The sequence below is a fragment of the Propioniciclava sp. MC1683 genome (genome assembly GCF_014164675.1).
Classification (GTDB): domain Bacteria; phylum Actinomycetota; class Actinomycetes; order Propionibacteriales; family Propionibacteriaceae; genus Propioniciclava.
Genome location: NZ_JACJFX010000024.1, coordinates 20,924 through 47,446, shown reverse-complemented (window position 1 = coordinate 47,446; position 26,523 = coordinate 20,924). Strand labels below are relative to the sequence as shown.

General features: G+C 71.4%; 24 protein-coding genes. 16 read left to right on the top strand and 8 right to left on the bottom strand.

The genetic code is table 11. The features are described 5' to 3' along the window. On the bottom strand, nucleotides 1-520 hold a 520-nt coding region (locus H5397_RS13040; protein WP_182817947.1), incomplete at its 3' end, for an LLM class flavin-dependent oxidoreductase. Nucleotides 521-591: 71 nt separating this feature from the next. Then, nucleotides 592-1,263 (bottom strand): phosphatase PAP2 family protein, encoded by a 672-nt coding sequence (locus H5397_RS18915; protein WP_182817946.1) that lies wholly within the window; start codon nucleotides 1,261-1,263, stop codon nucleotides 592-594. Between the two features lie 35 nt (nucleotides 1,264-1,298). Between H5397_RS18915 and H5397_RS13030 the strand changes: the two genes are divergently transcribed. The 4 genes from H5397_RS13030 to H5397_RS13015 are packed head-to-tail and all read left to right on the top strand — an operon-like array spanning nucleotide 1,299 to nucleotide 5,927. Next, the gene (locus H5397_RS13030) at nucleotides 1,299-2,954 is read left to right on the top strand and encodes a BCCT family transporter (RefSeq protein WP_309224367.1); all 1,656 of its coding nucleotides are present in this window, start codon (nucleotides 1,299-1,301) and stop codon (nucleotides 2,952-2,954) included. Further along, the gene (locus tag H5397_RS13025; RefSeq protein WP_182817945.1) at nucleotides 2,951-4,387 is read left to right on the top strand and encodes a threonine/serine exporter ThrE family protein; all 1,437 of its coding nucleotides are present in this window, start codon (nucleotides 2,951-2,953) and stop codon (nucleotides 4,385-4,387) included. Before H5397_RS13030 ends, H5397_RS13025 begins: the two co-directional genes overlap by 4 nt. Then, the gene (locus H5397_RS13020) at nucleotides 4,357-5,154 is read left to right on the top strand and encodes a Sir2 family NAD-dependent protein deacetylase (protein WP_182817943.1); all 798 of its coding nucleotides are present in this window, start codon (nucleotides 4,357-4,359) and stop codon (nucleotides 5,152-5,154) included. Before H5397_RS13025 ends, H5397_RS13020 begins: the two co-directional genes overlap by 31 nt. Before the next feature lie 8 nt (nucleotides 5,155-5,162). Continuing rightward, nucleotides 5,163-5,927: an Fpg/Nei family DNA glycosylase gene (locus H5397_RS13015; RefSeq protein WP_182817942.1), complete on the top strand. Its 765-nt coding sequence runs from the start codon at nucleotides 5,163-5,165 to the stop codon at nucleotides 5,925-5,927. A 1-nt stretch (nucleotide 5,928) separates the two neighbouring features. Here the strand turns inward: H5397_RS13015 and H5397_RS13010 are convergent, their stop codons facing one another. Continuing rightward, nucleotides 5,929-6,498 carry a TetR/AcrR family transcriptional regulator gene (locus H5397_RS13010; RefSeq protein ID WP_182817941.1) on the bottom strand — a complete coding sequence of 190 codons (570 nt, stop codon included), beginning with the start codon at nucleotides 6,496-6,498 and terminating at the stop codon, nucleotides 5,929-5,931. A 71-nt stretch (nucleotides 6,499-6,569) separates the two neighbouring features. Here H5397_RS13010 and H5397_RS13005 point away from each other — a divergent pair, with 71 nt between their 5' ends. Further along, on the top strand, nucleotides 6,570-10,946 hold the full coding sequence (locus tag H5397_RS13005; RefSeq protein ID WP_182817940.1) for an acyl-CoA dehydratase activase-related protein: 4,377 nt from the start codon (nucleotides 6,570-6,572) through the stop codon (nucleotides 10,944-10,946). 127 nt (nucleotides 10,947-11,073) lie between these two features. Here the strand turns inward: H5397_RS13005 and H5397_RS13000 are convergent, their stop codons facing one another. From H5397_RS13000 to H5397_RS12985, 4 genes are all read right to left on the bottom strand, one after another. Continuing rightward, complete coding sequence (locus tag H5397_RS13000) at nucleotides 11,074-11,694, bottom strand: O-methyltransferase (RefSeq protein ID WP_255438903.1); 621 nt, start codon at nucleotides 11,692-11,694, stop codon at nucleotides 11,074-11,076. A gap of 142 nt (nucleotides 11,695-11,836) precedes the next feature. Then, the gene (nagA, locus tag H5397_RS12995; RefSeq protein ID WP_220492267.1) at nucleotides 11,837-12,997 is read right to left on the bottom strand and encodes an N-acetylglucosamine-6-phosphate deacetylase; all 1,161 of its coding nucleotides are present in this window, start codon (nucleotides 12,995-12,997) and stop codon (nucleotides 11,837-11,839) included. A gap of 5 nt (nucleotides 12,998-13,002) precedes the next feature. Beyond that, nucleotides 13,003-13,797, bottom strand: coding sequence for a glucosamine-6-phosphate deaminase (gene nagB, locus H5397_RS12990; RefSeq protein WP_182817938.1), 795 nt, complete (start codon nucleotides 13,795-13,797; stop codon nucleotides 13,003-13,005). Nucleotides 13,798-13,816: 19 nt separating this feature from the next. Then, nucleotides 13,817-14,521 (bottom strand): FadR/GntR family transcriptional regulator, encoded by a 705-nt coding sequence (locus tag H5397_RS12985; RefSeq protein ID WP_182817937.1) that lies wholly within the window; start codon nucleotides 14,519-14,521, stop codon nucleotides 13,817-13,819. 79 nt (nucleotides 14,522-14,600) lie between these two features. On the opposite strand from H5397_RS12985, the gene H5397_RS12980 reads away from it, so the two are divergent. The 11 genes from H5397_RS12980 (at nucleotide 14,601) to H5397_RS12930 (ending at nucleotide 25,882) form a co-directional block, all read left to right on the top strand. After that, a complete protein-coding gene (locus tag H5397_RS12980; protein WP_182817936.1) occupies nucleotides 14,601-16,226 on the top strand; it encodes an ABC transporter substrate-binding protein in 1,626 nt (541 codons plus the stop codon). A 157-nt stretch (nucleotides 16,227-16,383) separates the two neighbouring features. Beyond that, nucleotides 16,384-17,349, top strand: coding sequence for an ABC transporter permease (locus H5397_RS12975; protein WP_182817935.1), 966 nt, complete (start codon nucleotides 16,384-16,386; stop codon nucleotides 17,347-17,349). Then, a complete protein-coding gene (locus tag H5397_RS12970; RefSeq protein ID WP_182817933.1) occupies nucleotides 17,349-19,427 on the top strand; it encodes a dipeptide/oligopeptide/nickel ABC transporter permease/ATP-binding protein in 2,079 nt (692 codons plus the stop codon). Before H5397_RS12975 ends, H5397_RS12970 begins: the two co-directional genes overlap by 1 nt. Further along, nucleotides 19,424-20,335 carry an ABC transporter ATP-binding protein gene (locus tag H5397_RS12965; RefSeq protein WP_182817932.1) on the top strand — a complete coding sequence of 304 codons (912 nt, stop codon included), beginning with the start codon at nucleotides 19,424-19,426 and terminating at the stop codon, nucleotides 20,333-20,335. The genes H5397_RS12970 and H5397_RS12965 overlap by 4 nt, the downstream gene beginning before the upstream one ends. A gap of 8 nt (nucleotides 20,336-20,343) precedes the next feature. After that, nucleotides 20,344-21,261 (top strand): dihydrodipicolinate synthase family protein, encoded by a 918-nt coding sequence (locus tag H5397_RS12960; protein WP_182817930.1) that lies wholly within the window; start codon nucleotides 20,344-20,346, stop codon nucleotides 21,259-21,261. Next, nucleotides 21,258-22,232 carry an ROK family protein gene (locus H5397_RS12955; protein WP_182817929.1) on the top strand — a complete coding sequence of 325 codons (975 nt, stop codon included), beginning with the start codon at nucleotides 21,258-21,260 and terminating at the stop codon, nucleotides 22,230-22,232. The genes H5397_RS12960 and H5397_RS12955 overlap by 4 nt, the downstream gene beginning before the upstream one ends. Then, entirely contained in the window at nucleotides 22,232-22,918 is a 687-nt protein-coding gene (locus H5397_RS12950) for an N-acetylmannosamine-6-phosphate 2-epimerase (protein WP_182817927.1), read from the top strand. The genes H5397_RS12955 and H5397_RS12950 overlap by 1 nt, the downstream gene beginning before the upstream one ends. Before the next feature lie 4 nt (nucleotides 22,919-22,922). Beyond that, complete coding sequence (locus tag H5397_RS12945) at nucleotides 22,923-24,014, top strand: exo-alpha-sialidase (RefSeq protein WP_182817926.1); 1,092 nt, start codon at nucleotides 22,923-22,925, stop codon at nucleotides 24,012-24,014. A gap of 73 nt (nucleotides 24,015-24,087) precedes the next feature. Continuing rightward, the gene (locus H5397_RS12940) at nucleotides 24,088-24,579 is read left to right on the top strand and encodes a hypothetical protein (protein WP_182817924.1); all 492 of its coding nucleotides are present in this window, start codon (nucleotides 24,088-24,090) and stop codon (nucleotides 24,577-24,579) included. A gap of 30 nt (nucleotides 24,580-24,609) precedes the next feature. Further along, complete coding sequence (locus H5397_RS12935) at nucleotides 24,610-24,888, top strand: pyrophosphorylase (protein WP_182817923.1); 279 nt, start codon at nucleotides 24,610-24,612, stop codon at nucleotides 24,886-24,888. A 112-nt stretch (nucleotides 24,889-25,000) separates the two neighbouring features. After that, the gene (locus tag H5397_RS12930) at nucleotides 25,001-25,882 is read left to right on the top strand and encodes a mechanosensitive ion channel family protein (RefSeq protein ID WP_182817922.1); all 882 of its coding nucleotides are present in this window, start codon (nucleotides 25,001-25,003) and stop codon (nucleotides 25,880-25,882) included. Between the two features lie 18 nt (nucleotides 25,883-25,900). On the opposite strand, the gene H5397_RS12925 is transcribed toward H5397_RS12930, so the two are convergent. Further along, on the bottom strand, nucleotides 25,901-26,452 hold the full coding sequence (locus H5397_RS12925) for an NYN domain-containing protein (RefSeq protein ID WP_131169336.1): 552 nt from the start codon (nucleotides 26,450-26,452) through the stop codon (nucleotides 25,901-25,903). Between the last annotated feature and the right edge of the window lie 71 nt (nucleotides 26,453-26,523).

Below are 26,523 nucleotides of genomic sequence, written 5' to 3'. Positions count from 1 at the left end.
GCGCGACGCCGTCGAGCGGGCGCGGGGTCGAGGTGAAGCCCTGCAGCGGCGTGCGGTACTTGCCCTGCCAGTCGACGACGTCCTCGGTCCACAGCCGACGCAGCAGCGCGTAGTTCTCGACGGCCAGGGCGACTCCGGCGCGGATGTCCTTGCCGAACCAGGGGTAGACCGGGCCGGTGTTGCCGCGGCCGAGCATGATGTCGACGCGGCCGTCGGCGAGGTGCTGGAGCATCGCGAAGTCCTCGGCGATCTTGACCGGGTCGTTGGTCGTGATCAGCGTGGTCGCGGTCGACAGCAGGAGCGTGTCGGTCTGCGCGGCGATGTAGCCCAGCGTCGTCGTGGGCGAGCTGCTGAAGAACGGCTCGTTGTGGTGCTCACCGATGGCGTAGAAGTCGAGGCCGACATCTTCGGCCTTCTTGGCGATCGCGACGGACGCCTTGATGCGCTCGTGCTCGCTGGGGGTGTGACCCGTCGTCGGGTCGGTGGTGATGTCGCTCACCGAGAAGATGCCGATCTGCATGACCACTCCTGATTAGTTGATGTTTAAAGTATCTCAACGCAGGGGCGGTCCTGTCCATTCCCGTTGGCAACTCAGGACAACTCAGTCCTGGTGACGGTCTCCTCCTCGACCGGGCCGCGCTCGCGGCGCTTGCGTACCATGCGCCACACCCGGTGCATGGCGATCACGACCCCCGCCCACGCGACGCCGAGCATCGCGGCCGCGAACACGTCGGTGAGCCAGTGGTAACCGAGGAAGACCCGCGAGAAGCCCATCGCGCACGCGTAGACGAAGGCGACGACGCCGATGAGGACCTTCACGGCGGCCGAGCGGTCCCACAGGTGCCGGACCAGCAGGTACGTGAGCATCGTGGCGATCACGAACGCCTCGATGGTGTGCCCCGACGGGAAGCTCGGTGACGTCTCGAACGGCGGCACGGCGTCCGCCTCGGGGGGCCGGGCGCGACCGATCACGCCCTTGCCCACCTGGGCGATGAGGAGCGCCCCGCCCTCGGCGAGCGCGACCAGGACCAGGGGCGTCCAGTCGCGCCAGCGCCACGCGAGCACGATGGCCAGCCCGAAGAAGATGATCGGCTGCCAGATCGGTCCGCCGGAGTTGTTCGCGTCGCACCCGCCATCGAGTAGCGGGTCGAGCGCCTGCACGGGATGGCCGTCGACCTCGGGCAGGTACCGCCGGCCTGACCGCGACCCGGGCGCGCGGTTTGCGACACGCGTTGTCAGCGTGGTGGGGTGGTCGGCAGACACGTCCGTACAGCCTCCGACACCGAAGGAAACCACCCGTGACGAGCCCAGCGAAGACCCGACCCTCCGCGCCCCCGGGGCGCCTCAACAGACGGGTCTTCTGGCCCGCCGCGATCATCGTCGGGGCCTTCGTGCTCATGGCGGTCCTGGTCCCCGGCCAGCTCGCGAAGGTCCTCGGGGACGCCAACACCGGCGTCGTCAACGGCCTCGGCTGGTACTACGTACTCATCGTCGTCGGCTTCGTCGCGTTCGCGCTGTACGCCGCCTTCTCCCAGTACGGCGACATCACTCTGGGCAAGGACGGCGAGAAGCCGCAGTACTCGGTGTTCTCCTGGTTCGCGATGCTGTTCGCGGCCGGCATGGGCATCGGCCTGGTCTTCTGGGGCGTGGCCGAGCCGCTGAACCACTTCGCCTCCCCGCCGCCGGGCACCTCGTCTGTCGCCAGCGACGCGACCATCGCCCAGGCGGCGATGACCACGACGTTCCTGCACTGGGGCCTGCACGCCTGGGCCATCTACATCGTCGTGGGCCTGGCCGTCGCCTTCGCCGCCCACCGCAAGGGACGCCCCATCTCCATGCGCTGGATGCTCGAGCCCCTGCTCGGCAAGCGCGTCGAGGGCTGGATCGGCGACGTCATCGACATCGTCGCCGTCGTCGGCACGCTGTTCGGCGTCGCCACCTCGCTCGGCTTCGGCGCGACCCAGTTCTCGGCCGGCCTGGCCTACCTGGGCATCGCCGAGGAGTCGATCGTGCTGCTCGTCGTGATCGTGGTCGTCATCACCGCCCTGGCCACCGTCTCGGTCGCCACCGGCGTCGACAAGGGCATCAAGTGGCTCTCCAACGGCAACCTCGTGCTCGCCGGGGTGCTCATGCTGCTGGTGCTGCTGCTCGGCGAGCCCCTGTTCGTGCTGCGCGAGTTCGTGCAGTCGATCGGCGACTACGTGGCCAACTTCATCCGGCTCTCGTTCCGCACCATGCCCTACCAAGGCGCCTCCGGTGAGACCTGGCTGGGCGGCTGGACGACCTACTACTGGGGCTGGTGGATGAGCTGGTCCCCCTTCGTCGGCGTGTTCATCGCCCGCATCTCCCGCGGCCGCAGCGTGCGCGAGTTCATCCTCGGCGTCATGCTCGTGCCGACGCTGCTGACCTTCCTGTGGTTCGCCATCATGGGCGGAACCGCCCTGTGGCAGCAGGTCTACGGCGACGGTGCCCTCGTCGCCGAGGACGGCTCGGTCAGCACGACCACCGCGCTGTTCCAGATGCTCGAGGGCATCCCCGGTGGGTCGGTCATGGCCGGGCTGTTCCTCATCCTGATCGTGGTGTTCTTCGTCACGTCGTCGGACTCGGCGTCCTTCGTGGTCGGCATGCTCTCGACGGGGGGCGACCCGAACCCGCCGCTGGGGGCCCGCCTGTTCTGGGCGGTCATGGAGGGTGCCATCGCCGCCGTGCTGCTCTGGGCCGGGGCCCAGGCCGGCAACCTCACCGGGGGACTGTCGGCGCTGCAGACGATGTCGATCCTCGTCGCCGCACCGTTCTCGATCATCATGGTGATGACCTGCGCGGCGACCCTGCGGGCCCTGCACCAGGAACATCGCCGACGGGTCCGGACCGAGGAGGTCCTCATCCGGCGCGAGCTCGAACGCAACGTTGGGGAACTCGTCGAGCAGCACGTGAACGGGCCGAACGACGGGTGACAGAACCGCGTACCGGGTCGGGCACCCAGCCGGACCCGCGGCGTCCGAACACCACCCGCCTGTGGCGCGGGGTCGTGCACGCGGTCCGGGACCCGCAGATGCCCCGCCACTTCAGCCACATCGGCGACCGCGACCGGGCGGTGGAGGCGATCCACGCCCGCCGGGTCGTCGACCTCGTCCTGCGCATCTGCGAGATGGGCCTGGCGACCGGGTCACCGGCCTCCGACGTGACCGGCTACGGCGTCCGGGTCGCCGACGCGCTCGGGGTCACGGCCAACATCGACATCACCTCGACGTCGGTCACGGTCTCGCAGGCGGGCACCGACTTCGAGGACCCGGTGACGTCGGTGCGCATCGTCCAGGTGCGCACGCAGGACTACCAGCGCCTCGCCCTGCTCGAGCAGCTGGTCGACGACATCGTCGCGGGCCACCTCGACGTCGACCCGGCCCGAGAGCGGCTGGCCGCGATCGCGCACGCGTCGCACGCCTACCGGCCGTGGGTCCAGTCGATCGCGATGGCGGTGCTGGGCGCGGCGGTGGTGACCTCGCTCGGGGGCGGCTGGCGCGAGGTGGTGGCCGGGTTCGTCGTCACGGCCCTGGTCGCTGGCGCGGTCGTCGTGTTCGGACGCCTCGGGTGGTCGTTGTTCTTCACCCAGGCCGGCGGGTCCGCGATCGCCACCCTCGCGGCGCTGGGGCTGATGGTGGGCAACGACGGGGTGCCGCTGCTGCAGGGGGTCTCGCCGTCGCTCGTGGTGGCGTCCGGGATCGTCTCGCTGCTGACCGGGCTGTCGCTGGTCGCCTCGTCGCGCGACGCGCTGGACGGGTTCCACGTCACCGCGGCCGCGGGCCTGCTCGAGGTCGTGGTCGCCACCGGCGGGATCGTGGTCGGCATCATGTCCGCCCTGTGGGTGGGGATCGTGGCCGGGGTGCCGCTGTACCTGACCGACGTGGGCGGGCGGGTCGGCGTCCCGCTCTGGCTGGGCCTGCTGGCCGCCGGGCTGATGGCGCTGGCGATCGGGGTCGGCGCGCACGTCCGCCCGCGCGGGCTGCTGCCGTTCTTCGGCCTGGGGGCGCTGGCCTGGCTCGTGCACGCGGGCGCGCTCGCGCTGTTCGACGAGCGCATCCCCGCCACCGCGATGGCCGCGATCGCCGTGGGGGCGGTGGCCCAGCTCGGCCACGCGCGCTGGCGGATGCCCGTGGTGGCCCTGATCACGGCCGGGATCATCCCGCTGCTGCCCGGCCTCACCCTCTACCGCGGCCTCTACGGACTGCTGCAGGACGTCGAGGACGGCGGCCACGTCGCCGCCCCCGGCATGCTGCTCACCGCCCTGATGGTCGGCGTCGCGCTGGCGGTCGGGACCTCGCTGGGGTCGCAGGTCGTCCGGGGTGGGAGACTGGCGGCATGGACGACGTCACGCGCGCCACGGAGCTGATCGCCCGCTCGCACCGCATCCTCGCGCTCACGGGGGCGGGGCTGTCCACGGCCTCGGGGATCCCCGACTTCCGAGGCCCGCAGGGCCGCTGGACGCAGGACCCCGACGCCGAGAAGGTCTCGGTGCTGTCGTACTACCTCGGCGACGAGGACATCCGCCGCAAGGCGTGGCGCATCCGGGCGACGTCGCCCGCGTTGACCGCGCAGCCGAACCCCGCCCACCGCGCGCTGGTCGACCTCGAGCGCGCCGGACGTCTGGCCGGCATCGTCACCCAGAACACCGACGGGCTGCACCTGGTCGCGGGCTCGGACCCGGCGATCGTGCACGAGATCCACGGCAACGCGCGCCAGTGGCGCTGCGAGGACTGCGGCGAGACCGGGCCGCTGTCGGACATGGTCGAGCGGATCAACGCCGGCGACGACGACCCGCGCTGCCCCGCGTGCGACGGCATCACCCGGGCCACCGTGATCCTGTTCGAGGAGATGCTCGACCCCGCCGTGCTCGACGCGTCGGTGAAGCTCGCCGAGACCGCCGACCTCGTGCTCGCCATCGGCACGTCGCTGACCGTGCACCCCGTCGCCGGGCTGGTGCCCTACGCGTTCGGCCACTCGGCGAAGGTGGTCATCGTCAACGCCCAGGAGACCCCGTACGACTACCTCGCCGACGCGATCCTGCGCGACCCGATCGAGGAGGTTGTGCCCCGCCTGGTCGCCCAAGGCTTGGGTGTTGAGCGCCCAGGGCTTGGGTTTCCTGCGCCGAGGGCTTGAGTTTTCGCATGCCTGAGGGTGACGCGGTCTGGCGCGTGGCGCGGCGGCTGAACGGCGCGCTCGCCGGGGAGCGCCTCGTCCGCTCCGACCTGCGCTGGCCGTCGCTGGCCACCGCCGACCTGGTCGGCGCCACCACGCTCGAGGTCGTGCCGCGCGGCAAGCACCTGCTGCACCGACTCGACAACGGCCTCACCCTGCACAGCCACCTGCGCATGGACGGCACGTGGCGCGTCTCGGCCACGACGGACCCGCCCCAGCCGTTCGGCGGCCACCTCGTGCGCGCGGTCGTGGCCACCGCGCAGTGGACGGCGGTCGGCACCGCCCTGGGCATGCTCGACCTGGCCCGCACCCGCGACGAGGCGCGGCTGGTCGGCCACCTCGGCCCCGACCTGCTCGGCCCCGACTGGGACGCCCGCGAGGCCGCCCGGCGCCTCGCCGCCAGCCCGGACGCCCTCGGCGCGGCCCTGCTCGACCAGGGCAACCTCGCCGGGCTGGGCACGATCTGGACCGCCGAGTCGCTGTTCGCGCAGGGGCTGGACCCGTGGCGTCCGGCCTCGGCTGTGCCCGCGGCCGAGCTGGTGGCGCTGGCCGACCGGGCCCACCGCCTGCTCAACGCCTCGATCCGGGGGCAGGTCGACCCGCGGCGCGGGTACGCGGTCTATCGACGGCTGCGCCAGCCCTGCCGGCGCTGCGGGACCCCGGTGAAGGCCGGCACGATCGGCACCGCTCCCCGGGCGCGCACGCTGTTCTTCTGCCCGCGGTGCCAGGCCTGACTCAGGCGCGGGCCACGGCGTCGAGCACGCGGGTGGCCTCGACCACGTAGGCGTCCTGGTCGAAGCCGGGGTCGAGGGTGCTCTGGGCCAGGAAGCCCATGGCCTGGCCGAGGGTGACGCGGGCGATGGCGTCCACGCGGCCGGCGGCGTCGGCCACACCTTGGCCGACCAACCACCGCTCGATGTGGCCGTACATGGCCACGCGGGCGTCCTCGAACTGGGTGTGCAGGATCGTGCGCAGCTCGGGGTCGACGTAGGAGCCCGCCCACAGCTGCACGATCATCGGCGGCTCCACCGCGCCCGCGCGCACGGCGCCCACGATCAGGCCGAAGATCTGCGCGGGGGCCAGCGGCCCCTCGACCGGGGCGAACACGGCCGCGCGCAGCGGCTCGGCCAGCCGGGTGCGGGCCACCTCGAGCACGATCTCGTTCTTGTTCGCGAAGTGGTGGTAGATCGAGCCGGCCGACGCGTGGGACGCGGCGATGATCCCCGAGATCGACGCGGCGTGCACACCCTGCTGCTTGATGAGCTGGGCGGCGGCGTCGACGATGTCCTCGCGCTTGGTGGCCATGGGTCCATCATTCACCATCCGATCGACTACGCTACGTCGTAGCAGAACGATCATTCTGGTTGGAGAAGTGAATGGGCCCCTACACCCTCGGTCTCGACATCGGTTCCACCACCGTCAAGGCGGTGGTGATCCACGGCACGGACACGGTCTTCTCCGACTACCGCCGCCACCACGCCGATGTGCGCCGCGAGGTGCGCAACCTGCTGGCCGACATCGACCGGGCCCTCCCCAACGCCGTGCTGACCGCGGCGGTGACCGGGTCGGGCGGCCTGCAGGTCGCCGAGCTGATGGGCGTCGGCTTCGTCCAGGAGGTCATCGCCGCCACCGAGGCCATCGAGCGGTTCCACCCCGAGGCCGACGTCGTCATCGAGCTCGGCGGCGAGGATGCCAAGATCACCTACCTCAAGCCCACCCCCGAGCAGCGCATGAACGGCACCTGCGCGGGCGGCACCGGCGCGTTCATCGACCAGATGGCCACCCTCCTGCACACGGACGCCGCGGGCCTGAACGCCCTCGCCGCCCAGTACCGGACCCTCTACCCCATCGCGTCGCGCTGCGGCGTGTTCGCCAAGACCGACGTGCAGCCCCTGCTCAACCAGGGCGCCGCGCACCCCGACATCGCCGCGTCGGTGTTCCAGGCGGTGGCCACCCAGACGATCGCCGGGCTGGCCTGCGGGCGCCCGATCCGCGGCCACCTCGTCTTCCTCGGCGGACCGCTGCACTTCCTGCCCCAGCTGCGCGCCGCCTACGAGCGAGCGCTCTCCGCCCAGGTCGAGTCGTTCACCACCCCCGCCGACGCCCAGCTCTACGTCGCGCTGGGGGCCGCGCTGCTGGCGTCCGGGCGTGAGGTCTTCACCACCCAGCTCATCGACGCGCTGGACGCCGCGGCCGGCACGGCGTCCATGGCCAGCAAGCCGATGCGCGCGCTGTTCGCCGACGACCACGAGCGGGCCGCGTTCGAGGGCCGCCACGCGCGCGCGTTCGTGCGGCAGGCCGACCTGACCTCGGCGTCCGGGCCGGTGTTCCTGGGCATCGACGCGGGCTCGACCACGATCAAGTGCGTCGTGCTGACCGAGGACGACCGGATCGTCTTCACCCACTACGCCTCCAACGCCGGCGACCCCGTGACCGCCGCGGTCGACATCGTGCGGCGGGTGCGCGAGGCCCTGCCCGCCGACGCGTTCATCGCCCGCGCCTGCGTGACCGGGTACGGCGAGGGACTGATCCGGGCGGCTCTGCGCGTGGACGACGGCGAGATCGAGACCATGGCCCACTACCGCGCCGCCGAGCACGTCTCGCCGGGCGTGACGAGCGTCATCGACATCGGCGGGCAGGACATGAAGTACCTGCGCATCCGCAACGGGGCCGTCGACTCGATCGCGGTCAACGAGGCCTGTTCGTCGGGGTGCGGCAGCTTCCTGCAGACGTTCGCCGAGACGATGGGCACCGACGTGCGCACGTTCGCGCGGGCGGCCCTGCAGGCCGACCAGCCCGTCGACCTGGGCTCGCGCTGCACGGTGTTCATGAACTCCTCGGTGAAGCAGGCCCAGAAGGAGGGCGCCGACGTCGGGGCGATCTCGGCGGGGCTGTCGTACTCGGTGGTGCGCAACGCGCTCTACAAGGTGATCAAGCTCAAGTCGCCCGAGGACCTCGGCGAGAAGGTCGTCGTGCAGGGCGGCACGTTCCTCAACGACGCGGTGCTGCGCGCGTTCGAGCTGCTGACCGGGCGCGAGGTCGTCCGGCCCGACATCGCCGGGCTGATGGGCGCCTACGGGGCGGCGCTCACCGCGCGCCGCAACTGGGTGCCGGGCACGGCGTCCGAGCTGCTGGAGCTCGACGAGCTCGACTCGTTCACCGTCGACACCTCCACGCGCACCTGCAAGCTGTGCCAGAACCACTGCGGGCTGACGATCTCGACGTTCGGCGACGGGACGCGGCACGTGTCGGGCAACCGGTGCGAGCGCGGGGCGTCCGAGGAGCGCAACCCGCAGCGGTCGGACCTGCCGAACCTCTACGACTACAAGTACAAGCGCACGTTCGGGTACCGGCGGCTGACCGACGCCAAGGCGCACCGGGGCGCGATCGGGATCCCGCGCGTGCTGAACATGTACGAGAACTACCCGCTGTGGTTCACGATCCTGACCTCGCTGGGGTTCAAGGTCATGCTGTCGGGCCGGTCGAACCACGACCTCTTCGAGGCGGGCATGGAGTCGATCCCGTCGGAGAACGTCTGCTACCCCGCCAAGCTCGCGCACGGCCACATCGAGTGGCTGCTCGATCGCGACGTGCGGACGATCTTCTACCCGTGCGTGAGCTACGAGCAGAAGGCCAAGGCGTCCGACAACCACTTCAACTGCCCGGTCGTCGCGTTCTACCCGCAGGTGCTGGAGAAGAACGCCGACCGGCTGCGCGAGCCGGGCGTGCGCTACCTCGACCCGTTCGTGAACCTGGCCGACCCCGGCAAGCTCGCCGAGCGGCTGGTGGAGGTCTTCGCCTGGTGCGGGGTCACCGACGAGGAGGCCCGCGAGGCCGTGCGCCTGGGGTTCGAGGAGGACGCCCGGTTCAAGGCGGACGTCGCGGCCGAGGGCGTCCGGGCGCTGGAGTACATGGCCGACCACGGCACCAAGGGCATCGTGCTCGCGGGGCGGCCGTACCACGTGGACCCGGAGGTGAACCACGGCATCCCCGAGATGATCACCCAGCTGGGCATGGTGGTGCTGAGCGAGGACGCGATCGCGCTCAACCCCGACCTGGTCGACCGGCGGCTGGAGCGGCCGCTGCGCGTCATGGACCAGTGGTCGTACCACTCGCGGTTGTACGAGGCGGCCGGCGCGGTGCGATCGGAGCCCGCGCTGCAGCTGGTGCAGCTCAACTCGTTCGGCTGCGGGCTGGACGCCGTCACCACCGACCAGGTGCAGGAGATCCTCGAGGCGGCCGACGACGTCTACACGGTGCTGAAGATCGACGAGGTGTCGAACCTGGGCGCCGCGCGGATCCGGCTGCGCTCGCTCGCGGCGGCGACGGCCGAGCGGCGCCGCTCGGCGTCCATCGTCACCTACGACCCCGACCTCGTCGGCGACCGGTTCCCGGTGTTCGACAAGGCCGCGCGGAGGACGCACACGCTGTACGCGCCGCAGATGGCGCCCATCCACTTCCGGCTGCTGGTGCCGGTGATGCGGCGGGTCGGCTACGACGTGAAGCTGCTTGAGCACGCGTCGGCCGACGACGTCGAGGTGGGCCTGCGCTACGTCAACAACGACGTCTGCTACCCGGCGATCATGGTGGTGGGACAGTTGATCAACGCGTTCATCGCGGGCGGGGCCGACCCCGAGACCTCCTCGGTCGCGATCACGCAGACGGGCGGCATGTGCCGCGCGACGAACTACGCGGGCATGCTGCGCAAGGGGCTCAAGGACGCCGGGTTCGGCCAGGTGCCCGTGCTCGCCATCTCGGCCCAGGGGCTCGAGGAGTCGTCGGGCTTCAAGCTGACGCCCGGGCTGGTGCACCGCGCGATGCAGGCGATCGTCGTCGGCGATGTGCTGCAGACGGTGCTGCTGCGCACGCGTCCGTACGAGGCCGAGCCCGGATCGGCCGACGCGCTGTACCGGCGCTGGGACGCCATCGCGACGGAGTACTTCGAATCCGGCTGGTCGGCGACCCTCGGACGCCGGGTCGGGTACGGCTCGCTGATCGACGGGATCGTGGCGGAGTTCGCTTCACTCCCGCTGCGGGACGAGCCCCGCCGCCCGCGGGTGGGGCTGGTCGGCGAGATCCTGGTGAAGTTCCAGCCGGACGCCAACAACGACGCCGTGCGCGTGATCGAGTCCGAGGGGTGCGAGGCGGCCCTGCCCGGGTTGCTGGAGTTCTTCCTGATGAACATGACCTCCGCGCAGTGGCGCCTGGACAACCTCGGCATCGGGTCGCGGCGGTCGGTGAGGCTGCAGCAGGGGCTGGTGTGGCTGATCGAGCAGTACCAGCGCCCAGCCGTGCGCGCCCTGCGGCGGGCCAACGACACCTCGCGCGCCGAGGGCTTGGGTTTTGAGCGTCGAGGGCTTGAGTTTTCGGTCCCCCATCCGATCGCCGAGCTCGCGCAGCGGGCCGAGTCGATCATCTCGCTGGGCACCACGGCGGGCGAGGGTTGGCTGCTCGTGTCCGAGATGATGCAGCTGATCGAGGAGGGCTGCCCGAACATCATCGTCGCGCAGCCGTTCGCGTGCCTGCCGAACCACGTGGTCGGCAAGGGCGTCTTCCGCGAGCTGCGGCGGTTCTACCCCGAGGCGAACGTGGTGTCGATCGACTACGACCCCGGGGCGTCCGAGGTCAACCAGCTCAACCGCATCAAGCTGATGGTCGCGACGGCCCACAAGAACGCGGGCAAGATCAAGGCCGAGCCCGTCGGGCCACGCGCACTGAGCATCACGCCGGTGGTGCCGGGGGTGCGCGTCTGACCCCGTGATGCATCTCCGGGTGGCAGAACCCCAAGAATTCTTGGGGTTCTGCCACCCGGAGATGCGTCCAGCGAATCGTCAGTTCGGGTCCAGCGAATCGTCAGTTCGGGTCCATCGAATCGTCAGGTCACCGGTCGTTGCCGCTGTTGACGCACACCATCACCCCGGACCCGATGTCGAAGAACTCAGTGATCCACGACTCCAGCGAGGTCAGGTCGGCGACGAGCTGGTCGACGCTCACCTGGTGCCCGTCCGGCCAGCCCGGTTGCGGGTAGAGGTCGTCGACGAGGTACCACCCGCCGGGCTTCACCAGACGCATGGCCAGGTCACGGTCGTGGTACTTACCCGGCCAGGTGTCGGCAAACACCCCGTCGAAGGTGCCTTCCTGGTCCTTCACCGCGGCCCGCAGCCACGCCGACCCGTCCCCCAGCACCCAGGTGACGCGGTCGTCGGCACCCAGTTCGGCGCGGGCCACCGCCTGGAGGTCGGCCTCGAACTCGACCGTCACGATCTCCCCGTCGGCGCCGAGGGCACTCAGCAGCCAGACGAGACCCGTCCCCATCCCGGTGCCCAGCTCGACATAGCGACCACCGGGCTTCAGTGCAACGAGCAGGCGCAGCAGACGACCCACCACTTCTTCGGAAGACTGAACAAATCCGGCCTCGGCCGCTCTGGCAGCCAGACGGCTCGTGATCTCCGGCGCGTCCACCGGCCACTCCTTCCCTGAACCCCGACCCGACGTAGGCATAGGCGTCCGCAGATTGTGTCACGCGAGTTGCGCACCGAGCGGCATCCGCTGGGCATGACCCGTCCCGCGGAGCCACGCACATTTCCGGGTGGCAAATCCCCAAGAATTCTTGGGGATTTGCCACCCGGAAATGCAGCTGGGGCTAGACCCACACCCCCCGGTGGAGCACCTTCTCGACCGACCAGTCGGGGCCGAACACCACCGCGTCGGCGAGGGCACCGGGGGCGAACTCGCCCACGGCGTCCAGGTCGAGGTAGCGGGCGGGGTTGAGCGTGGCGGCCCGGAGGGCCACCTCGGGGGTCACGCCCGCCTCGATGGCGACCTGCACCCCGCGCGAGAGCACGAGGGTGGAGCCGGCGATGGTGTCGGTGCCGGCGATCCGCGCGACGCCGGAGTCGACGACCACGGGGAGGTCGCCGAGCAGGTAGTCCCCGTCGTGGCAGCCGGCCGCGGCCATGGCGTCCGTCACGAGGACGACGCGGTCGGAGACCGACATGACCCACGCCGCCAACTCGGGACGCAGGTGGACGCCGTCGACGATCAGCTCGCACCAGACGCGCTGGTCGTCGAGCAGGGCGAGGATCGGGCCGGGCTCGCGGTGGTGCAGGCCCGGCATGGCGTTGAACAGGTGGGTGGCGCCGGTCACGCCGGCCTCGATCGCGGCGACCGCCTGGTCGTAGGTGCAGTCCGAGTGCCCCAGGGCCGCGACGACGCCGCGGTCGGCCATGAGCCTGACGGACTCCAGGGCACCGGGCTTCTCGACGGCGATGGTGACCATCTTCACGGCGCCGCCGCCGGCGTCCAGCAGCCGGCGGACCTCGTCGACCAGCGGGTCGCGCAGCTTGTCGACCGGGTGGGCGCCCTTGTACTTCTCGGCCAGCCACGGTCCCTCGAGGTGGATGCCGGCCAGCGACCCGTCGCGGACGCGCTCGGCGAGCAGGCGGATCTGGCGCTCCAGTTCGTCCAGCGACTGGGTGACGGTCGACGCGACCATCGTCGTGGTGCCGTGGACGCGGTGGGTGGCGAGCACGGCGTCCGGGTCCTCGCCGAACGCGAAGCCGCCGCCGCCGTGGCTGTGCACGTCGACGAGGCCGGGCGCGAGCGTGACGTCGCCGAGGTCGACGACCTCGATCGGGGCTGTCGACGCAGAAGGCCGGGGCTGTCGGCGGACAACACCGGGGCTGTCGGCGGAGGGGGTGGGGGCCTCCCCCACGTCGACCACGCGGTCGCCGTCGAGCAGGAGCTCACCGGGGGCGAGCATCTCCGACCCGGTGAAGACGCGGTCGGCGCGGAGGAGGAGCACGGCGATCAGTCCTGTCCGAAGCCCTGCCAGGCGGGCTTGTTGGCGTAGGCCCAGCGGTAGTACTCGTGGTTGGCGAGCTTGGAGGCCGCGGCCTCGTCGACGACGATCGTCGCGTACTGGTGGGTCTGCAGGATCGAACCGGGGCAGCTGGCCGAAACGGGGCCCTCGACCATGGCGGCAACGGCGTCCGCCTTGCTCGCGCCCTGCGCGACGAGGACCACCTCGTCGGCGTCCAGGATCGTGCCCAGACCCTGGGTGAGGCAGTGCACCGGCACCCGGTCGAGGGAGTCGAAGAAGCGGGCGTTGTCCGCGCGGGTCTTCGGCGTGAGGGTCTTGATCCGCGTGCGGGAGGACAGCGACGACGACGGCTCGTTGAAGCCGATGTGGCCGTTGGCGCCGATGCCGAGGATCTGGATGTCCACGCCCCCGGCGTCCCGGATGGCCAGCTCGTACCGCTCGCAGGCCTCCTCGATGTCGTCGGCGCGGCCGTCCGGCACGCGCACCCGGGCGGGGTCGAGGCCCAGCGGCTCGGTCACGGTGCGGCGGATCACCTCGGCGTACGACTCGGGGTGCCCCTCGGGGAGCCCGACGTACTCATCGAGGGCGAACGCCGAGGCGCCCGACAGGTCGACCTTGCCCGCGGACACCAGCGCCGCGAGGTCGCGGTACAGGGCGAGCGGGGAGGACCCGGTGGCCACGCCGAGAACGACGTCGGGGCCGACGCGCCAGCACACCTGGGCGACGGTCTCGGCGGCGACACGGGCGACCTCGTCGCCGTCGGGGCAGATGATGATTTCCATGGAGTGAATCCTTACCGGGTCAGGACGCCCACGAGGTGAGCATGCGCAGGATGGGTTCGTAATGGGCGTGCACGGCGTCCTGGTACTCGGCCAGATCGCCGGCGAGGGCGGCATCGAGCATGCGCTCGTGCGCCAGCGCGGTGGCGTTCAGCTCGCGCTGCGGGGCGGCGCCGAGCGAGGGGCCGACGGTCATGTGGATGTCCCAGAAGGCGGCGACGAGCTGGCCGTAGAGGGCGTTGCCCAGGCGCTGGGCGAGCTGGAGGTGGAAGATCCGGTCCTCCTCGGGGAACGGCTCGTTGCGGGCCGCGCGCTCCTTCATCTGCTCGACGCACGCGCGCAGGTCGTCCGCGTCGCCATGGGAGAGCCGCTCGACGATCTGGGGCGCGAGGCTCATGTCGAGCCCCGTCCGCACCTCCACGATCTCGCGCAGAATGGCGTTCTCGTCGCCGGGCATCAGGACGCCGCGGAACACCATCCCCTCCACCAGCGGCCGCAGCGACAGCTTGCCCACGAAGGTGCCGGTGCCGTGGCGCACCTCGAGGATGTCGAGTGCCACCAGGGTGCGGACGGCCTCGCGGATGCTGGAGCGCGAGACGCCGAGTTCCTCGACGAGGACGGCCTCGGTCGGCATCGGATCGCCGGGCTTCAGGCCCCTGGCCAGGATCAGGTCCTTGATCCCCTGCACCGTGACGTTCCTCCCGTCACGGTAACGATCGGGCTTCATTGCTTGCTCCCTCGACGTTGGACCTGCCTATAATGACACAACGTCAGACATCCGACGTCCGACATCTAGGAGCACTTCAATGGAGAACCTGCCCGGCACGACTCGCCGCGGATTCCTTCGTCTCGTCGGCGCGATGGGCGCCGCCGCCACGCTGACCGGCACGCTCAGCGCCTGCGGCACGACGCCGGCGCAGACCAGCGCCCCGACCACGGGTGGCTCGGCCGCCCCCACCGCAGGCACGGCCGGCACCGGCGAAAAGATCACCGCCGCCATCAGCTACCAGCTCGGCACCAACGGCTACGACCCGATGACCACGTCGTCCGCGCTGACCCTGGCCGCCAACTGGCACACCATGGAGGGCCTGACCGAGATCCACCCGGCGACCCGCGAGGTGTACGCCGCGCTCGGCGCCGGCCTGCCCACGAAGGTCGACGACACGACCTACGAGGTCACCCTGCGTGACGGCGCCGTGTTCCACGACGGGTCGCCGGTCACCACCGACGATGTCGAGTTCTCCTTCGCCCGCGTCCTCGACCCGGCCAACAAGAGCCTGTACGCCACCTTCATCGCCTTCGTCGACTCCGTCACCAAGAAGGACGACACGACGGTCACCGTGAAGCTGAAGTACCCCTTCTCGCTGGTCGCCGAGCGCCTCTCGGTGGTCAAGATCGTCCCCAAGGCCGCGGTCGAGGCGGACGCCAAGGCGTTCGACCTCAACCCGATCGGCTCGGGCCCGTACAAGATGACCGACAACGGTGCGGCCTCCCAGAAGCTGGTCTTCGAGAAGTTCGACACCTACACGGGCCAGTACCCGGCGCGGGTGAAGACCATGGAGTGGCAGGTCATCCCCGACGACTCCACCCGCACCAACGCGCTGACCTCGGACTCCGTCCAGGCCATCGACTCCGTCCCGGCCGCGAACCTGGCCACGCTGGCGTCCACCAAGTCGGTCGCCGCCGAGCAGGGCTTCGGTCTGCTGTTCGCGATGTTCAACTGCGGCACGGGCCCGATGGCCGAGGTCAAGAACCGCCAGGCCGTCATGGCCGCGCTGGACTACGACAAGATCTGCAAGGTCGGCATGTCCGACCTCGCGACCCCGTCGACGTCCTTCGTGCACAAGGAGCACCCCGCCTACAAGGAGGCCGCGTCCCAGTGGGTCGGCAAGGCCGACCAGGCGAAGGCGCTGCTGGCCGAGACCGGCCTCAAGGAGGTCCGCCTCCTCGCGTCGAACCACGGCTGGTTCGCCGCCGTGCGCCCGATGATCAAGGAGTCCCTGGAGGCCGTCGGCCTGACCGTGAACTACGAGGAGAAGGCCTCCTCCGACGTCTACGGCACCATCGACGGCAAGCCCGAGTCGTTCGACATCGTCATCGCCCCCGGCGACCCCTCGGTCTTCGGGGACGACGCCGACCTGCTGCTCCGCTGGTGGTACGCCGGCGACACCTGGACCGACTCCCGGATGCACTGGAAGGGCCAGGAGTCCTACACCAAGGTGCAGGAGCTGCTCGAGACGGCCGCGGCCGCCACGGGTGACGCCCAGAAGGCCGCGTGGCACGAGATCTTCGACGTGGTGGCGGAGAACGTGCCGCTCTACCCGATCTTCCACCGCAAGTCCCCCACCGCGTTCGACCCGGAGACCCTGATCGACTTCAAGCCGATCGCGGTCACCGGCCTGTCGTTCGTCGGCGTCGGCTCCACCAAGTGATCCGCTGAGGGGGCGCCGCCCGCGCGGCGCCCCCTCACACCCCACCTCACCCCCACCCCACACCGCCCCAGGTGTGATTCATCCGGGTCGACGGCGACCCGTTGGCGTTGCCGCCGTCGCCCTCGATGAGTCCCCCCTTCGCTAGGAGCGATCCACCGTGTCCAACCTGTTCCGCCTGCTCGGACGCCGCCTGCTGGCGATGCCGATCATGGTCCTGGGCGTGACGTTGCTGGTCTTCTTCGTGATGTCGCTGTCCACGGCCGACCCGGCCCGCCTGGCTCTGGGCGAGTCCGCCTCGCTCGAGGCGCTGGAGGCCTACCGCGTCGCCAACGGCCTCGACGATCCCGTGCTCGTCCGCCTCGGCCGCTACCTCGCCATGCTGGTGCAGGGCGACCTCGGCCAGTCGTTCACCGGCGTCCCGATCACGCAGATGGTCGCCGAGAGCTTCCCGATCACGCTGCAGCTGACGTTCATCGGCCTGATCATCGCCGTCGTGTTCGCGCTGGTGCTCGGCGTCGTCGCCGCCCTCTACCGCGACCAGTGGCCCGACCAGGTGATCCGCGTCCTGTCGATCGCCGGCCTCGCCACCCCGTCCTTCTGGTTGGCGTTGCTGCTGATCCAGGCGTTCTCCACCGTCCCCGGCGGCACCGGCACCTTCCCGGCGCTGGTCAACGACTGGATCCCGTTCAGCCAGGACCCGGCCGGCTACGTCAACCAGATCGCGCTGCCCGCCATCTCCCTGGCCATCCCGGTCGCCGGCTCGCTCACCCGCGTCGTCCGCACCGCCATGGTCGAGGAGCTCGACAAGGACTACGTCCGCACCGCCATCGGCGCCGGCATCCCCAAGCCCGTCGTGATCGCCCGCAACGTCCTGCGCAACGCGCTGATCACCCCGCTCACCGTGCTCGGCCTGCGCGTCGGCTACCTGATGGGTGGCGCCGTGGTCATCGAGATGATCTTCAACATCAAGGGCATGGGCCAGCTCATCTTCCAGGGCATCACCCGCAACGACGTGAACATCGTCCAGGGCGTGACGATCACCGTCGCCATCGCGTTCATCGTCATCAACCTGGTGGTCGACCTGCTGTACGTGCTGGTCAACCCCCGGATCAGGAGCATCTGATGCTGTCCGCCGACTCCCGCACCAAGCTGCAGCAGCCCGGCCTGCGGTTCCAGGGCTTCAAGACCCTGCCCATCGGCTCCAAGATCGCCGTCGTCGTGCTGTCCCTGATGGCCCTCGTCGCGATCTTCGCCCCCGTGGTCGCCCCCTACTCCCCCGACGCGACGAGCCTCGTGCCGGCCGACATGGTCGTCATGCAGGAGGTCGAGATCGCCGGCGTGGGCAAGACCGTCATCCCCGACAACTCGGTGCCCCCGAACTCGATGTTCTGGTTCGGCACGGACGACGGCGGCCGCGACATCTTCTCCCGCGCCGTCCACGGCACCCGCATCTCGCTCGTCGTCGGCCTCGCCGCCACCGGCCTGGCGCTCGTCGTCGCCGCCGTCCTCGGCTCGATCGCGGCGACGTCGCGCAAGTGGGTCTCCGAGGTGCTCATGCGCGTGCTCGACATCATCATGAGCTTCCCCGGCATCGCGCTGGCGGCCGTCCTGGTGCTCGCGCTCAGTTCGCGCCTGCCGATCCTGCCCGTGGTCATCATCGCCATCGCGCTGCTGTACGTGCCGCAGCTCACCCGCGTCGTCCGCGCCAACGTCCTGGCCCAGTTCGGCGAGGACTACGTCGCCGCCTCCCAGGTGATGGGTGCGCGCACGTGGTGGATCCTCGCCAAGCACGTCGCCCGCAACTGCATCGCGCCGATCCTCGTGTTCGCCACCGTGCTGGTCGCCGACGCGATCGTGTTCGAGGCTTCCCTGTCCTTCATCGGCGCCGGCATCACCTCGGTGAACACGCCCACGTGGGGGAACATGCTGAGCGAGGGCAAGATCCTGCTGCTGTCGGGCCACTGGTGGACGACCTTCTTCCCCGGCCTGCTCATCCTCATCACCACACTGAGCCTGAACGTGTTGTCCGAGGGCCTGACCGACTCGCTGGCCTCGCCGAAGATCAAGAAGCGCGTCAACGTCCAGGCCGACGAGGAGTCTATGAGCGGCGCCGGCACCGCCGCGGGCATCGCCGCCGCGCACGTCGCGCAGGCCGACACCCTGCAGCAGCGGCTGGGCTCCCTCAGGGCCGCCGAGCTGGCCCGCAACGACCGGCTCGTGCTGTCCGTCGCGGACGCCGCGGCCGCGCCCCTGCTGGAGGTCAGGAACCTCTCGATCTCCTTCCCCAACGCCCACGGAGACGTCGAGATCGTCGACAACGTGTCCTTCGAGGTTCGCCCCGGCGAGACGATGGGCCTGGTCGGCGAGTCCGGCTGCGGCAAGTCGATCACGTCGATGGCGATCATGGGCCTGCTGCCCCCGACCGCGAAGCTGACCGGCGAGATCCTGTTCAACGGGGTCGACCTGCTCGAGCTCAGCCCCAAGGAGCACAACGCCCTGCGCGGCCACGAGATCGCGATGATCTACCAGGACGCCCTGAGCTCCCTCAACCCGTCGATGCTGATCAGCGCCCAGTTCAAGCAGCTGACCAGCCGCGGCGGCCAGCGCACCGCGCAGGAGCTGCTCGAGCTCGTCGGCCTCGACCCCGACCGCACGCTCAAGAGCTACCCGCACGAGCTGTCGGGCGGCCAGCGTCAGCGCGTCCTCATCGCCATGGCCCTGACCCGCAACCCGAAGCTGGTCATCGCCGACGAGCCGACCACGGCCCTCGACGTGACCGTGCAGAAGCAGGTCGTCGACCTGCTCAACGAGCTGCGCACCAAGCTGGGCTTCGCGATGGTGTTCGTGTCCCACGACCTCGCGCTCGTCGCGAGCGTCGCGCACCGGATCACCGTCATGTACGCCGGCCAGGTCGTCGAGACCGGCCCGACCCTCGAGCTGCTCACCGACCCGCGCCACGAGTACACCCGCGGCCTGCTGGGCGCGGTGCTGTCGATCGAGTCCGGCTCCGGCCGCCTGCACCAGGTGCCCGGCGTCGTGCCCAGCCCGCGCGAGTTCGTCCAGGGCGACCGGTTCGCCCCGCGCTCGTCGCACCCGACCGTCGGCCTCGACGTCCGGCCCGAGATGGTCGCCGTCTCCGAAACCGGGCACCGCTACGCGGCCCACCCCGACTCCGCCTACACCGAGGAGGCCCAGCGATGACCGACTCCGCACCGCTGTCCGGCACCGGGCTGCCCCCGGGCCACGCCGCGCTGTCCGTGCCGGCCGACGGCCCGTCGACCGCCCCGGCATCCGAAGCCGACGTCCGCTCGCACACGCCGGTCGCCGGGGCGCCGACGCTGCAACTCAAGGGCGTCCACGTCATCCACAGGACGCGCACCGGCGGGCTGTTCAAGCCCGGCACCGTGCACGCCGTCAACGACGTCGACTTCCAGGTCTCCCGCGGCGAGACCGTCGGCATCGTCGGCGAGTCGGGCTGTGGCAAGTCGACCCTGGCCCGCGTCCTGGTGGGCCTGCAGCGGCCCACGCAGGGCCAGGTGCTCTTCCGCGGGCGACCGCTCGGCTACGACGCGGCGTCCCGGCGCGAGCTGGGCCGCGCGGTGTCGGTCGTGTTCCAGGACCCGGCCACCGCGCTCAACCCGCGCATGCTCGTCCGCGAGCAGCTGATCGACCCGCTCAAGGTGCACGGCATCGGCACCGAGGACGAGCGCGAGGAGCGCGTCAAGCGCCTGCTCGGGCTGGTCGGCCTGCCGCTGTCGGCGCTCGACGTCCTGCCCCGCCAGATCTCGGGTGGCCAGCGCCAACGCGTCGCCATCGCCCGCGCCCTGGCCCTCGAGCCGGACATCATCGTCGCCGACGAGCCGACCTCGGCCCTCGACGTGTCGGTCCGCGCCCAGGTGCTCAACCTGCTGACCGACCTGAAGGACGAGCTCGGCCTCGGCATGGTCTTCATCAGCCACGACATCTCCACGGTCCGCTACGTCTCCGACCGCATGGCGGTGATGTTCGCCGGACAGGTCGTGGAGACCGGCCCCGCCGAGCAGCTCTTCAACAACCCCCAGCACGCCTACACGCGCACCCTCCTGGGTGCCGTCCCGTCCCTTCTGTGAGGAAAACCATGTCCATCCTCCGCGGCGTCGTCCCGCCCGTCCTGACCCCCTTCCACGCCGACGGGTCGCTCGACCTGGCCAGCCTCGACTCCCTCGTCGAGCACCTCATCGGCGGCGGCGTCCACGGCCTGTTCGTGCTCGGCAGCTCGGGTCAGGTGGCCTACCTGACCGACGCCGAGCGGGACACCGTGGTCGAGCGCGTCATCGCCACGGCCGCCGGCCGCGTGCCCGTCATGGTCGGGACGCCCGACCTCACCGCCCGCCGCGTCCTCGACCACGCCCGCCGCGCCCAGGCCCTGGGCGCCAGCGCCGTCGTCGTCACCGCGCCGCTGTACGCGCTGAACAACTCCGCCGAGATCGCCGACCACTTCCGGCTCGTCGCCGCCGGACTCGACATCCCCGTCATCGCCTACGACGTGCCCGTGCGTGGCCCGGCCAAGCTCGGCCGCGACATGCTCGTGCAACTCGGGCGCGAGGGCGTCATCGCGGGTGTCAAGGACTCCTCCGGCGACGACGTCGCCTTCCGCCGCCTCGTGGACGCCAACCGTGCGGCCGGCTCCCCGCTGTCGGTCTCGACCGGCCACGAGGTCATGTGCGACGGCATGTTCCTGCTGGGCGCCGACGGCTGCGTGCCGGGCCTGGCCAACGTCGACCCCGCCGGCTACGTGCGCCTGTTCGAGGCCGCCGAGCGCGGCGACTGGGAGGCCGCCCGCGCCGAGCAGGACCGCATCAACCGCCTCTTCGAGATCGCCTTCGTCCCTCAGGGCCGCTCCGGCGACGCCGGGGGCATCGGCGCCTTCAAGGCCGCCTGCGCGGCGCTCGGCGTGATCGCGTCCGGCACCATGCCCGCCCCGATCGAGGCCCTGTCGGCCGAGGAGGTCGCCGACGTCGAGGCGATCGTGCGCGAGGCCGGCCTGCTGCGATGACCCCTGCGACCCCCCTCGCCATCGCCCTGGACGTCGGTGGCACCAAGATCGCCGCCGCGACCGTCGACGCCACCGGCGAGCTGGTCACGCCCACCTCCAAGGTGCCCACGCCCGCCCACGCGGGCGCCGGTGCGGTGCTGGACGCCCTCGCCGAGGCCGTCGCCGGACAGCTGGCCGGCCTCGACCCCGAACGCCTGGCCGGCATCGGGATCGGCACGGCCGGAGGCGTCGACACCACCACCGGCACCGTCGTGTCCTCCTCCGACACCTTCACCGCGTGGCTGGGCACCGACGTCGTGGCGGGACTGCGGGAGCGGCTGCCGTGGGCGAGGACGCTGCCGATCCACGTCCAGAACGACGTGGACGCCCACGCCGTGGGCGAGTCGTGGCGCGGCGCCGGAGCCGGGGCGGCGTCCATGCTGATGCTGGCCGTCGGCACCGGGATCGGCGCCGCGTTCTGCCTCGACGGGCAGGTGCTGCGGGGCGCGCACGCGATGGCCGGCGAGGTCGGCCGCCTGCGCTTCACCCCCGACGACGGCCTCGTGGTCCTGCCGGGCCAGGGCCCGCACTCGTTCGAGGACGAGGCCGCCGGGCCGGCCATCCTGAACGCCTACCTGGCCCTCGGCGGCAACGGTTCCGCGGCCCGTGGCCAGGACGTCGTGAAGCTGGCCGCCGACGGCGACCCGCTCGCCGACCGCGTCGTACGGCTGCTCGGGCGCCGGGTGGGCCGCGTGCTCAGCTGGCTGGTGCTCGTGCTCGACCCCGCGGTGGTCGTGCTGGGCGGCGGCGTCCCCAGGCCCTCGTCGGTCTGGTGGTCGGAGATGGAGGAAGAACTGCGCGCCGGGCTGCCCGACGCGCTCGCCGAGGTGCCCGTCGTCCGCGCCCGGCACCGCAACAACGCCGCGCTGCTGGGCGCGGCCCGGGACGTGTTCCGGCTCGCCGGCGTCCCGACCACGAGTGAGGAGCGTTGATGAACAAGGTGCTGGACGCCCTCCGCGGCGGCCTGGTGGTGTCCTGCCAGGCCTACCCGGGGGAGCCGATGCTGGACCCGAACACCATGGCCCAGGTCGCGCAGGCGGTCGTGGCCGGCGGCGCCGTCGGCGTCCGCGGCAAGGGCCTGGACGACCTGCGCGCGATGCGCCCGGTCGTCGACGTCCCGATCATCGGCCTGGTCAAGGTCGGCGACACCGGCGTGTACATCACCCCGACGCTGGCCGACTGCCTCGAGGTCGCCGCCACGGGCTGCGAGGTCGTGGCGCTGGACGGCACCCGCCGCCCGCGGCCCGACGGGCTCACGCTGGCCGAGACCATCGTCGGCCTGCGCGCGGAGTACCCCGAGGTGCTGGTCATGGCCGACTGCGGCTCGGTCGACGACGCCGAGGCCGCGCTGGCGGCCGGCGCCGACATCCTGGGCACCACGCTGGCCGGCTACACCGGCGAGCGCGACACGACCGACGGCCCGGACTGGGAGGTCGTCGACGGCATGGTCGCCCTGGCGGCCGCCTCGGGCACCCCGGTGCTGGTCGAGGGCCGCGTGCACACCACCGCGCAGGCCGCCGAGGCCGTGCGCCGCGGCGCGTGGGCCGTCGTCGTCGGCACCGCCATCACCCACCCGACGTCGATCACCCGCTGGTTCGCCGAGGCCGTGCGAGGCTGAGGTCATGGACCTCATCACCCTGGCGCGCGCGGGCGACCCGTTCCCGGGCTCGGCCTTCGACGCGCCCTGCCACCGCATCCCCGCCCTGGCCGTCACGGCGTCCGGGCGGGTGCTCGCGGCGTGGGACGTGCGCGCCGACTGGCGCGACCTGCCGGGTGACTTCGACATCGCGCTGCGCCACTCCGACGACCACGGCCGGACCTGGAGCGAGCCCCGCGCGCTGCGCCGGCACTCCCCAGGGCACGGCTACGGGGACGCGTCGCTGCTGGTCGACCCCGCCACCGGGCGCATCTTCTGCTGGTACGTCGGCTCGACCGGCCGGTCGTTCTTCTCCGCCGAGGAGGGGCCCGACGGCGAGGGCCTCGAGCTCTGGGTCTCGACCTCCGACGACGACGGGCTGACCTGGGCGCACTGCGCCATGACCCGACTGAAGCCCCGCGACGTCACCGGCATGTTCGCCTCCTCGGGCAACGGCTCGGTGGTCGGACGCCGGCTGCTGCAGCCGTTCGTCCTGCGCACCGCCGCCGGGGAGCACTTCGCGGCCACGGCCCACTCCGACGACCACGGGGACAGCTGGGCGCTCGGCGAACGCGTCGGCCCCGACTGCGACGAGAACAAGGTGCTCGGGCTACCCGACGGCAGCGTGCTGCTGCACGCCCGGGCCACCCCGCGGCGCCGGAGCACGCGCTCGACCGACGGCGGGGAGACGTTCTCCGCGCCGGTCCCCGACGCCGCGCTGGTCGACCCGGCCTGCAACGGCGGCCTCGCGCTGCTGCCGAGTTCCGACGGGCCGGTGGTGGTGGCGTCCACGTGCGACGACCCCGACGTGCGCACCCGGCTGTCGGTGCGCACCTCGACCGACCTCGGCCGCACCTGGTCGGCCCCGCTGCTGGTGGACGCCGGCGCCTCGGCCTACTCGGTGTGCGTGCCGCTGGCCGACGGTGCGCTGGGCCTGGCCTGGGAGGCCGGCGACTACGACGAGATCGTGTTCGCCCGGATCACCCTCGAGGAGCTGGGTCTCACGGGCGGAACCCCGACCCTGGTCGCCCGCGCCGGGCGTGCGGGGGCCGCGAAGCCGCCCGAAGTGGCTGGGTGATCCCAATGGCGAGCGCGGGGCCCCGACCGGCCACTAGCCTCGTCGCAGGTCACCGTGAGGACGAGGAGGCACCGTGACACACGCCGTCGTGGGCTCCCGCGGGCTGGGCATCCTCGTGCTCGCCTGCGGCGCCCTGTGGCTCGCCGGCTTCGCGGCGCTGGGCACGTCCCTGCCCCACCTCGCGGTCGGCGCCGGCTACACGCTGCTGGCCGCCGCCGTGCTCAGCCACCCCGGCCGCCTGGGTCGCGCCCTGCTCGGGCTCTACCTGTCCGCGGTCGTGCTGGTGTGGGCGGCCATCGTGCTGCCGAGCACCCGTGACCTCACGATCGCCGACTGGTTCGCGTGGGACCACGCGCTGGTCCTCGGCGTCTCGCTGCTGTGGGGCGGCTTCGTGTGGGCGGGCCTGCTGGCCTTCCCGTTCCTCATCGCGACCCTGCTCCCCCGGCGCTCCCCGTCGGGGGTGGGGAGCACTCCCCAAACCCTGTGGACAGCTGGGAATGGCCCCCGGCCCCCTGTTAGCGTGGAACACGTCGACCCACCCCGACAGCTTCCAGGACGTGGGTAACCCGACCGAAGAGCAACCAAGGAGACACACATGTCACGCGTTCTTTCCACCGAGCAGGCCAAGGCGGCCATCCGCGGCCTGATCTCCACCATCAACGGTGGCTTCAGCGAGCAGATCACCCAGCTCGACAACCACGGCCGCACCCTGTCCGACCCGAACAACTGGGACGGTCCGCTGGCCCAGCAGTTCCGCACCTCCACCTGGCCCGAGACGAAGGCCGCCCTCGACAAGGCCAAGACCGAGCTCGAGGAGCTGCAGATGCAGCTCGACAAGATCTCGCAGAACATCTTCTCGGCCGGTGGCGGCTGATCGGCGCCCACGCACCACACACCCCCGCGCGACGGCCGGGCACCCACACCGGGTGCCCGGCCGTCGCCGTCGCGTGGTCGGGACGGGGCACGAGCGCTGACAGAATGGGCGCATGACCCCGCTCGTCGTGTTCACCTGGCCGGAGTCGGCGATCTCGATCGGCGTCGTCCTCCTCGTCGCGCTCGTCCTGCGCATCGTGCTGCGCCGGGCGATCCGGCTGAGCGTGTCGGCGTCCATCGCGGCCGGCGACCGCCACCGCAGCTCGACCTCGCGCGCGGACCGGCTGCTGGGCCGCATCACCGGATCGGCCGACGAGCGCCACCTCGCCCGCGTCAAGACGATGGGGTCGGTGCTCACCAACGCGGTCGACATCATCGTCGTCCTGCTGGTGCTGCTCACGGTGATGCGCGTCCTCGCGATCCCGCTCGAGCCGGTGCTGGCGGCGTCCGGCATCGGTGGCATCGCGCTCGCCTTCGGCGCGCAGTCCCTCATCAAGGACTACATCTCCGGCATGTTGATGATCTTCGAGGACCAGTTCGGCGTCGGCGACCTCATCGACACCGGCGAGGTCGTCGGCACGGTCGAGGAGGTCGGCCTACGCGTCACCCGCCTCCGGGACGCCGGGGGCCAGATCTGGTACGTCCGCAACGGCGAGATCCTGCGCATCGGCAACCAGTCGCAGGGCTGGTCGACGGGTCTGGCCGACGTGCCCATCGCCTCCACCGAGGACCCGGCGCGCGCCATCGAGGTGCTGCGCGCGATGGTCAAGGACATGTACGCCGACGAGAGGTTCGCGGGCGTCCTGCTCGAGGAGCCCGACGTGGCCGGCGTCAACGAGGTGCGCGCAGGGACGACCACCATCCGCATCTTCGCCAAGACGGCACCGAACCAGCACTGGGGCGTGCAGCGCGAGCTGCTCGAGCGGGGCATCCAGACGCTGCACGCGGCCGGCATTCGCGGCCCCGTGGTCTTCCCGCCGGACGCCGCGCGCTGAGGCCGGCCGCCCCCCGGCCTACAGGAACTCGTTCGGGTCGAACTGGTCGATGGGGATGATCCGCAGGCGGGGCAGCCGCTCGTTGAACGCCTCGACGTGGTACTCGAGGTCGAAGAACTCCACGCCGCGCTCGAACAGCTCGCGCAGGCTGCCCGACAGGAACTCCTCGAAGCCGACGATGCCGACCCGGCGCCCGTCCACGAGCGGGGTGAGGGTCTCGACGAAGTCGCGGTCGTGGCTGGCGAGCACGACGTCGGCGTCCCGGTCCTTGAGGGCCTCGAGCGTGCGCGAGATGGCGATGTCGACGACCTTCTCGTCGGGGCCACCCGACAGCGGGATCGGCCGGTAGCCGATCGCGAGCAGGGCCTGAACGAACCCCATGGGCAGCTCGCCGTGGGCGGCGAGGAAGAACAGGCCCTTGACGGGCTGCTCCCAGGCGCGCTCGAGGTGCTTGAGCAGCCGCTCCCAGCGGGGGCGCTCGGTCGGGTGCGGCCGCCGGCTGAGGATCGACGTCCCGAGGGTGGCGTCGATGTTCTCGCCATCGACCAGGACGTACGTGCTGCGCTCCATGGTGCTCCTCTCACGCGGTGGGCCCAGCCTACGCACGGGGAGTGCTCCCCTGTGGATGGGGGCCGCCATGT

What these genes read in the sequence shown, in the direction of transcription:
- H5397_RS12970 (WP_182817933.1), top strand. Translation starts at nt 17,349, where the DNA reads ATGCTGTCCGCCGACTCCCGCACCAAGCTGCAGCAGCCCGGCCTGCGG.
- H5397_RS13015 (WP_182817942.1), top strand. Translation starts at nt 5,163, where the DNA reads ATGCCTGAGGGTGACGCGGTCTGGCGCGTGGCGCGGCGGCTGAACGGC.
- H5397_RS12980 (WP_182817936.1), top strand. Translation starts at nt 14,601, where the DNA reads ATGGAGAACCTGCCCGGCACGACTCGCCGCGGATTCCTTCGTCTCGTC.
- nagB (WP_182817938.1), bottom strand. Translation starts at nt 13,797, where the DNA reads ATGGAAATCATCATCTGCCCCGACGGCGACGAGGTCGCCCGTGTCGCC.
- H5397_RS12965 (WP_182817932.1), top strand. Translation starts at nt 19,424, where the DNA reads ATGACCGACTCCGCACCGCTGTCCGGCACCGGGCTGCCCCCGGGCCAC.
- H5397_RS12950 (WP_182817927.1), top strand. Translation starts at nt 22,232, where the DNA reads ATGAACAAGGTGCTGGACGCCCTCCGCGGCGGCCTGGTGGTGTCCTGC.
- H5397_RS12955 (WP_182817929.1), top strand. Translation starts at nt 21,258, where the DNA reads ATGACCCCTGCGACCCCCCTCGCCATCGCCCTGGACGTCGGTGGCACC.
- H5397_RS12945 (WP_182817926.1), top strand. Translation starts at nt 22,923, where the DNA reads ATGGACCTCATCACCCTGGCGCGCGCGGGCGACCCGTTCCCGGGCTCG.
- H5397_RS12985 (WP_182817937.1), bottom strand. Translation starts at nt 14,521, where the DNA reads ATGAAGCCCGATCGTTACCGTGACGGGAGGAACGTCACGGTGCAGGGG.
- H5397_RS13010 (WP_182817941.1), bottom strand. Translation starts at nt 6,498, where the DNA reads ATGGCCACCAAGCGCGAGGACATCGTCGACGCCGCCGCCCAGCTCATC.
- H5397_RS12925 (WP_131169336.1), bottom strand. Translation starts at nt 26,452, where the DNA reads ATGGAGCGCAGCACGTACGTCCTGGTCGATGGCGAGAACATCGACGCC.
- H5397_RS12960 (WP_182817930.1), top strand. Translation starts at nt 20,344, where the DNA reads ATGTCCATCCTCCGCGGCGTCGTCCCGCCCGTCCTGACCCCCTTCCAC.
- H5397_RS13000 (WP_255438903.1), bottom strand. Translation starts at nt 11,694, where the DNA reads ATGCCTACGTCGGGTCGGGGTTCAGGGAAGGAGTGGCCGGTGGACGCG.
- H5397_RS13020 (WP_182817943.1), top strand. Translation starts at nt 4,357, where the DNA reads ATGGACGACGTCACGCGCGCCACGGAGCTGATCGCCCGCTCGCACCGC.
- H5397_RS12935 (WP_182817923.1), top strand. Translation starts at nt 24,610, where the DNA reads ATGTCACGCGTTCTTTCCACCGAGCAGGCCAAGGCGGCCATCCGCGGC.
- H5397_RS13005 (WP_182817940.1), top strand. Translation starts at nt 6,570, where the DNA reads ATGGGCCCCTACACCCTCGGTCTCGACATCGGTTCCACCACCGTCAAG.
- H5397_RS12930 (WP_182817922.1), top strand. Translation starts at nt 25,001, where the DNA reads ATGACCCCGCTCGTCGTGTTCACCTGGCCGGAGTCGGCGATCTCGATC.